Origin of the sequence: Streptomyces sp. NPDC127114 (assembly GCF_042677525.1) — a bacterium.
GTDB lineage: Bacteria > Actinomycetota > Actinomycetes > Streptomycetales > Streptomycetaceae > Streptomyces.
Map to the genome: position 1 here is coordinate 26,880 of NZ_JBHXTJ010000037.1, position 7,290 is coordinate 34,169.

5 protein-coding genes, 1 pseudogene and 1 riboswitch are annotated in these 7,290 nt (G+C 72.1%); of the genes and pseudogenes, 3 read left to right on the forward strand and 3 right to left on the reverse strand.

Annotated features, from left to right (window positions below; genetic code table 11):
* Positions 1–114: 114 nt before the first annotated feature.
* The 3 genes and pseudogenes from ACFVGS_RS28970 to def form a co-directional block, all read left to right on the forward strand.
* Positions 115–1,131, forward strand: a pseudogene (locus tag ACFVGS_RS28970) (HD-GYP domain-containing protein); the annotation flags it as partial.
* 79 nt (positions 1,132–1,210) lie between these two features.
* Entirely contained in the window at positions 1,211–2,191 is a 981-nt protein-coding gene (locus tag ACFVGS_RS28975; RefSeq protein WP_345485738.1) for a hypothetical protein, read from the forward strand.
* 68 nt (positions 2,192–2,259) lie between these two features.
* Positions 2,260–2,889, forward strand: a complete 630-nt coding sequence (def, locus tag ACFVGS_RS28980; RefSeq protein WP_384419829.1) for a peptide deformylase — start codon at positions 2,260–2,262, stop codon at positions 2,887–2,889.
* Positions 2,890–2,975: 86 nt separating this feature from the next.
* Here def and ACFVGS_RS28985 read toward each other — a convergent pair whose 3' ends face one another.
* The 3 genes from ACFVGS_RS28985 to ACFVGS_RS28995 all read right to left on the reverse strand — a co-directional run bounded on the left by ACFVGS_RS28985 (position 2,976) and on the right by ACFVGS_RS28995 (position 7,161).
* On the reverse strand, positions 2,976–3,932 hold the full coding sequence (locus tag ACFVGS_RS28985; RefSeq protein ID WP_384419877.1) for a ribonucleotide-diphosphate reductase subunit beta: 957 nt from the start codon (positions 3,930–3,932) through the stop codon (positions 2,976–2,978).
* A 53-nt stretch (positions 3,933–3,985) separates the two neighbouring features.
* Positions 3,986–6,343, reverse strand: a complete 2,358-nt coding sequence (locus ACFVGS_RS28990) for a ribonucleoside-diphosphate reductase subunit alpha (RefSeq protein ID WP_384419826.1) — start codon at positions 6,341–6,343, stop codon at positions 3,986–3,988.
* 150 nt (positions 6,344–6,493) lie between these two features.
* Positions 6,494–6,570: riboswitch (cobalamin riboswitch) on the reverse strand.
* Between the two features lie 81 nt (positions 6,571–6,651).
* Positions 6,652–7,161 (reverse strand): GNAT family N-acetyltransferase, encoded by a 510-nt coding sequence (locus tag ACFVGS_RS28995; RefSeq protein WP_384419824.1) that lies wholly within the window; start codon positions 7,159–7,161, stop codon positions 6,652–6,654.
* Positions 7,162–7,290 lie beyond the last annotated feature (129 nt).

A 7,290-nucleotide genomic window follows, 5' to 3' on the forward strand; every position in this document is an offset into this window, starting at 1 on the left:
CCCGTCTTTCATGATCCGTCGTCCTCCGAGATCTTCACTCCCTAACTCGTCGGCTGCGTCAGATGGGTCTAAGAGCCATGGGCGCTCCCCCAGCACGTCGGGCAGCAGGAGGTCAACGCCGGCGAGGCCACCACCCACGGCGTCCTCCAGACCGTCGCCGTGGCCGTCGCGGCCGGCCTCGCCGGAACGGTCCCGCACGTGGCCCGCGGCCGCGACCCCGACCTCGACCACCTGGCGCGCCGCGTCCTCACCGTCGCCTTCACCGCCGCCTGCTTCCAGCCCCTCTACAACGCCGGCGCCGTCACGGCCCACCTCGGACAGGGCCCCTCGCACGCCCTCTTCCTGCTCCTGCTGCTCCTCCTCACCGCCCTGTGCGACGCCGTCCTCGCCGCCCTGCTGCACCGCGCCCGCAAGGGCCACCCCTTCGGACCGCTGCTCCGCGACGAGCTGCGCGCCCTGCCCGGCATCGGCTCCGCCGTCTGCGCCACCGGAGCCGTCATGGCCCTCGCGGTGGCCGTCGCCGGCCTCTGGGCGCTGCCCGTCTTCGCCGTACCCCTGCTGCTCACCCAGGTCTCCTTCCGGCGGTACGCCGCCGTGCGCACCACCAGCCGGCAGACCATCGCCTCGCTCGCCCGGGCCACCGAGATCGCCGGCTGCACCCCGCCCGGCCACGCCCACCGGGTCGCCGCGCTCAGCCGGGCCGTGGGCCGGGAGCTCGGCCTCTCCGGGCCCGAGCTGACCGTCCTGGAGTCCGCGGCGCTCATGCACGACATCGGTCAGCTCTCCCTGGTCGACCCGGTGGCCGGCGGCGCCACCGCCCCGCTGCCCGCCGAGGAGCAGCGCAGGATCGCGCTGCTCGGCGCCGCCGTGGTGCGGCAGACCGGCGTCCCCGAGGCCGTCGCCCGGATCGTCGAGCGGCAGGCCGACCCGTACCGGGAGCAGCCGCTCCCGGCCCGGATCGTGCGGGCCGTCAACGCCTACGACGACCTCGCCGCGGGCAGCGCGGGCGGCGGTCTCGGCGCCCTGGAACGGCTCCGGCTCGGCACCGCCCGCGACTACCACCCGGCCGTCGTGGAATCCCTCGCCCGCGTTCTCGCGCGGGGCGGCGTCACCCCAGCTCCTCCGGGGTAACCCATGGGTAATGAGCGCGTGTCCGACCGGGCATGGTTGGATGCGAACAAGAGGGTGAAGCGACCGGCAGGCGGGAATCGTGAGGATCTTCGGGAAGGTACGGCATCGGCCCTCCGCCTCGTGGCGGCAGGCCACCGACCGCGCGTTCACGCTGATCGGCGACGGCCGGTACGAGGACGCGGGCGCGCTGCTCACCCGCGCGGCGGACCTGGAGCCCTGGCTGTCCGAGTCCTGGTTCAACCTGGCGCTGCTGCACAAGTTCCGGCACGACTGGGAGCAGGCCCGCGCCGCCGGGCTGCGCGCCGTCGCCCTGCTCGACAAGGAGACCGGCGCCCCCGACTGGTGGAACGTCGGCATCGCCGCCACCGCCCTGCAGGACTGGCCGCTGGCCCGCCGCGCCTGGCAGGCCTACGGGCTCAAGGTCCCGGGAGCCGCCTCCGGCACCGGCGAGCCGGCCGGCATGGAGCTGGGCAGCGCGGCCGTGCGGCTCTCCCCGGAGGGCGAGGCCGAGGTCGTGTGGGGCCGCCGCCTGGACCCGGCCCGCATCGAGGTCCTCTCCATCCCGCTGCCGTCCTCGGGCCGCCGCTGGGGCGAGGTCGTGCTGCACGACGGCGTCCCGAACGGCGAGCGCACCACCAGCGCCGGCCCCTCCTACCCCGTCTTCGACGAGATCGAGCTGTGGGCGCCCTCGCCAGTCCCCACCTGGGTGGTCCTCCTGGAGGCAGCCACCGAGGCCGACCGGGACGCCCTGGAGCAGCTCGCCGCCGACGCGGGCTTCGCCGCCGAGGACTGGTCGTCCTCCGTCCGGCTGCTCTGCCGCGCCTGCTCCGAGTCGACGATGCCCAGCGCCGAGGGCGAGGGCGAGCACCTGGACCCGCACGACCACAGCGAGCCCGGTCATCCCGGTCCGCTGGGCCACCGCTCGCCCGGCGAGCTGTGGGTGCCGGAGCGCGAGTGCGGCATCGCGGCGCCCGCCGGGCTGGTCCGCGGGCTGCTCGACGGCTGGGTGGCGGACAGCCCGGACAGCCGCGAGTGGCGTGATCTGGAAGAGGTCTGCTGAGCCCGGTGCCCCCGGGCCCGTAGGCTGTCCTCCGACGGAATCGGGTTTTCAGAAGGGCGCGGCCGGACATGGCGCAGCAGGAGACGGACGAGCAGATCAACGACGGCTTCGTCGTGGACACGGAGGACTGCGAGGCGCGTGAGCTCGCCCACCGCGAGCGGGGCACCTCGCGCCCGATCACGGTCGTCGGCAACCCCGTGCTCCACCGCGAGTGCAAGGACGTCACCGAGTTCGACGACGAGCTCGCCCGGCTCATCGACGACATGTTCGCCAGCCAGCGCACCGCCGAGGGCGTCGGCCTCGCCGCGAACCAGATCGGCGTGGACCTGAAGGTCTTCGTCTACGACTGCATGGACGACGAGGGCGTCCGGCACGTCGGCCACGTGATCAACCCGGTCCTCCAGGACCTGCCGGCCGACCGCCGCCACCTCGACGACTCCAACGAGGGCTGCCTGTCCGTGCCGACCGCGTACGCCTCGCTGGCCCGCCCGGACTACGCCGAGGTGCACGGCAAGGACATGCACGGCAACGACATCAAGGTCCGCGGCACCGGCTACTTCGCCCGCTGCCTCCAGCACGAGACGGACCACCTGTACGGCTTCCTGTACATCGACAAGCTGTCGAAGCGGGACCGCAAGGACGCCCTGCGCCAGATGGAGGAGGGCACCCCGCGCTACCCGGTCGTCCCCAACGACTGACCCGCGCGCGCACGCCGGTACGGCGAAGGGCCCCGCTCTCCCCCCGTGGTGGAGCGGGGCCCTTCGCCGTGGCCGGGACGCGGGTCCTAGAAGTCCTCGTCCAGGTCCACCGAACCCTCGACCGCCACCTGGTAGGCGGACGGCCGGCGCTCGAAGAAGTTGGTCAGCTCCTGGACGCCCTGGAGCTCCATGAACGCGAACGGGTTCTCCGAGCCGTACACCGGGGCGAAGCCCAGGCGGGTGAGCCGCTGGTCGGCGACGCACTGGAGGTACTCGCGCATGGACTCGGTGTTCATGCCCGGCAGGCCGTCACCGCACAGGTCCCGGCCGAACTGGAGCTCCGCCTCGACGGCCTCCTTCAGCATGTCGGTGACCTGCTGCTGGAGCTCGTCGTCGAAGAGCTCGGGCTCCTCCTTGCGGACGGTGTCCACGACCTCGAAGGCGAAGTTCATGTGCATCGTCTCGTCGCGGAACACCCAGTTGGTGCCGGTTGCCAGGCCGTGCAGCAGGCCCCGGGACCGGAACCAGTACACGTAGGCGAAGGCACCGTAGAAGAACAGGCCCTCGATGCACGCGGCGAAGCAGATCAGGTTCAGCAGGAAGCGACGGCGGTCGGCCTGCGTCTCCAGCCGCTCGATCTTCTCGACCGAGTCCATCCACTTGAAGCAGAACTGCGCCTTCTCGCGGATGGAGGGGATGTTCTCGACGGCGGCGAACGCGGCGGCGCGGTCCTCCGGGTCGGGCAGGTAGGTGTCGAGCAGCGTCAGGTAGAACTGGACGTGCACGGCCTCCTCGAACAGCTGGCGCGACAGGTACAGGCGCGCCTCCGGGGAGTTGATGTGCTTGTACAGCGTCAGGACCAGGTTGTTCGCCACGATCGAGTCGCCGGTCGCGAAGAACGCGACCAGGCGGCCGATCATGTGCTGCTCGCCCGGGGACAGCTTGGCGAGGTCGGCGACGTCCGAGTGGAGGTCGACCTCCTCCACGGTCCAGGTGTTCTTGATGGCGTCGCGGTAGCGCTCGTAGAAGTCCGGGTAGCGCATCGGACGCAGGGTCAGCTCGAAGCCCGGGTCGAGCAGGTTGTTGTTACGGCTGGTCACTGGCAGGCCTCGCAGGACTCGGGGTTCTCAAGGGAGCAGGCGATGGCGTCGGCGTCGGGCGTCGCCTGCTGGACGGGGATGGTCGTGGCCTGGGCGGCGCGGGCGATCCGGGTCGCCGGGCGCGAGCGCAGGTAGTACGTCGTCTTCAGGCCCTGCTTCCAGGCGTACGCGTACATCGACGACAGCTTGCCGATGGTCGGCGTCTCCATGAACAGGTTCAGGGACTGCGACTGGTCGAGGAACGGGGTGCGGGCGGCGGCCATGTCGATCAGGCCGCGCTGCGGGATCTCCCAGGCCGTGCGGTACAGCTCGCGCACCTCGGCCGGCACCCAGCCGAAGCCCTGCACCGAGCCGTTGGAGTCGCGCAGCGCCTCGCGGGTCTGCGCGTCCCACACGCCGAGCTGCTTCAGCTCGTCGACCAGGTACGAGTTGACCTGGAGGAACTCGCCGGACAGCGTCTCGCGCTTGAAGAGGTTGGAGACCTGCGGCTCGATGCACTCGTAGACGCCGGCGATCGAGGCGATCGTCGCGGTCGGCGCGATGGCGAGCAGCAGGCTGTTGCGCAGGCCGACGGCGGCGATCCGCTCGCGCAGCGCGGCCCAGCGCTCCGGCCAGTTCAGCTCCACGTCGTAGTGGTCGGGGTGCAGCACGCCGCGGGCGGTGCGGGTCTGCTCCCAGGCGGGGAGGCGGCCGCCGCGCTCGGCGAGGTCGGCGGAGGCCTCGTACGCGGCGAGCATGATCCGCTCGGCGATCCGGGTGGAGAGCGCGCGGGCCTCGGCCGAGTCGAAGGGCAGCTTCAGCTTGAAGAAGACGTCCTGGAGACCCATGGCGCCCAGGCCCACCGGACGCCACTTGGAGTTGGAGCGGCCGGCCTGCTCGGTCGGGTAGAAGTTGATGTCGACGACCCGGTCGAGGAAGGTGACCGCGGTGCGGACGGTCGCGTCGAGCCGCTCCCAGTCGAGGTCGCCGGAGGCCGTGTCGACGAAGGCGCCGAGGTTGACCGAGCCGAGGTTGCAGACGGCGGTCTCGTCGTCGTTGGTGACCTCGATGATCTCGGTGCACAGGTTCGAGGAGTGGACCACCGTGCCGGGCAGGGCGGTCTGGTTGGCGGTCCGGTTGGAGGCGTCCTTGAAGGTCATCCAGCCGTTGCCGGTCTGCGCGAGGGTGCGCATCATCCGGCCGTAGAGGTCGCGGGCCGGCATGGTCTTGCGGGCCAGGCCCGCCTCCTCGGCCTTGCGGTAGGCGGCGTCGAACTCCTCGCCGTACAGGTCGACGAGCTCGGGCACGTCGGCCGGGGAGAACAGCGACCACTCGGCGTCCGCGTTCACCCGGCGCATGAACTCGTCCGGGATCCAGTGCGCCAGGTTGAGGTTGTGCGTACGGCGGGCGTCCTCGCCGGTGTTGTCGCGGAGCTCCAGGAACTCCTCGATGTCCGCGTGCCAGGTCTCCAGGTAGACCGCGGCGGCGCCCTTGCGGCGGCCGCCCTGGTTCACGGCGGCGACGGAGGCGTCCAGGGTCTTCAGGAACGGGACGATGCCGTTGGAGTGGCCGTTGGTGCCGCGGATCAGCGAACCGCGGGCGCGGATGCGGGAGTACGAGAGCCCGATGCCGCCGGCGTGCTTCGACAGCCGGGCGACCTGGTGGTAGCGGTCGTAGATGGAGTCCAGCTCGTCCTGCGGGGAGTCCAGCAGGTAGCAGGAGGACATCTGCGGGTGGCGGGTGCCCGAGTTGAACAGGGTGGGGGAGGAGGGCAGGTAGTCGAGCCGGCTCATCAGCCCGTACAGCGCCGCCACTTCGTCCACGGCGCGCACCGAGTCGTCCTCGGCCAGGCCGGAGGCGACGCGCAGCATGAAGTGCTGCGGGGTCTCGATGACCTTGCGGGTGATCGGGTGCCGCAGCAGGTAGCGCGAGTAGAGGGTGCGCAGGCCGAAGTAGCCGAAGCGGTCGTCGGCGGCGGGGTCGATCGTCGCGTCGAGCCGGTCGGCGTGCGCGGCGACGAACGCGGCGGTGCGGTCGGCGATCAGGCCCTCGCGGTGGCCGACGGCGACGGAGGCGGAGAAGGACACCGCGCCCTGGCCGGCGGCCTCCTCGGCGATGGTGATCGTCAGCAGCCGGGCGGCGAGCCGGGAGTACGCCGGGTCCTCGGCGATGAGTCCGGCGGCGGCCTCCGTGGCCAGCTCGCGCAGCTCCGCCTCGTCCGAGCCGGCGTGCCGGCCGCGGAGGGCGGCGGCGGCGACCTTGCCGGGGTCGGTGTCCGGGAGGTCGGCGGTGAGATCGGTCAGGGTGCGCAGCAGCGCGGTCCCGGGGCCGTCGTTCTCGATCGCTGCGGCCGGATCGGCGGGCGCGATGGTCACGTGGGGGCTCTCCCTCGCTCGGCTCGGGGCCAGGGCGGGGAGGCGGGAACGGGCGGACCGTCAGCAGGCCGCGCCGCGTCCACCGGCCCATTCCGCGAGGCCCGGACGTCTGTGGCACCCGGAACGGACGGACCGGGCGCACTGTCGGCAGGTCCTCGGACTCACGTCGTACGGAAGCGCACGAAGTACACCGTTGCGGGACAGTTCCGGATTTCCACCGGATTCCCCTGCGGCGACAGCGAGGAAGAGCATACATGTGGGGGGCGCCTCCCATGGCACCCCCCACATGTTGTGTGTCGTTTGCGTTCCTACAACTCCAAGGAGTAGCAGAGCAGAACGAATTCGGGCCGGTCCGGGATGGGGGACCAGTCCCGCTCGGGGGCGCGGTGGAAGCCCAGGCGCTCGTAGATGCGGTGCGCGGTGCGCATCCCGGTCTGGGTGGACAGGACGATCCGCTCGCAGCCCGGGACGGCCCGCGCGCGCTCGACACAGGCCCGGACCAGCGCTTCGCCGACGCCGCGGCCGCGGGCCGCGCGGTCGACGGCCAGCATCCGGATCTCGGTCTCGCCCTCGGTGGCGCGGTCGCCCATCACCCCGGGGGCCGGAACGAAGGTCACGCCGCCGAGGACGGTGCCCGCCTCGTCGACGGCCACGAGCACGTCGGCCACCTCGGCCCGCCCCGCCACGTTGCGCAGGTGGCCGTAGTACCAGTCCTCCTCGCCGTGGAGGAGGTGCCCGTCGTCGAGGTAGGCCCGGCCGGTGATGTCGCCGAGGGTCTCGTACTCCTCCGGCCGTACGTCTCTGATCGTGAAGTCCATGACACAGTCTCCCCCTTGAACGGAGCCGCGCGCCCACCCGGGGCCCCGTGGCGGGGGGGACGGGGGGTGGGGACGGCTCACTGCACCCCCGCACCCACCCTACGGCACTCCGTGTCTACGCCCCCCGCG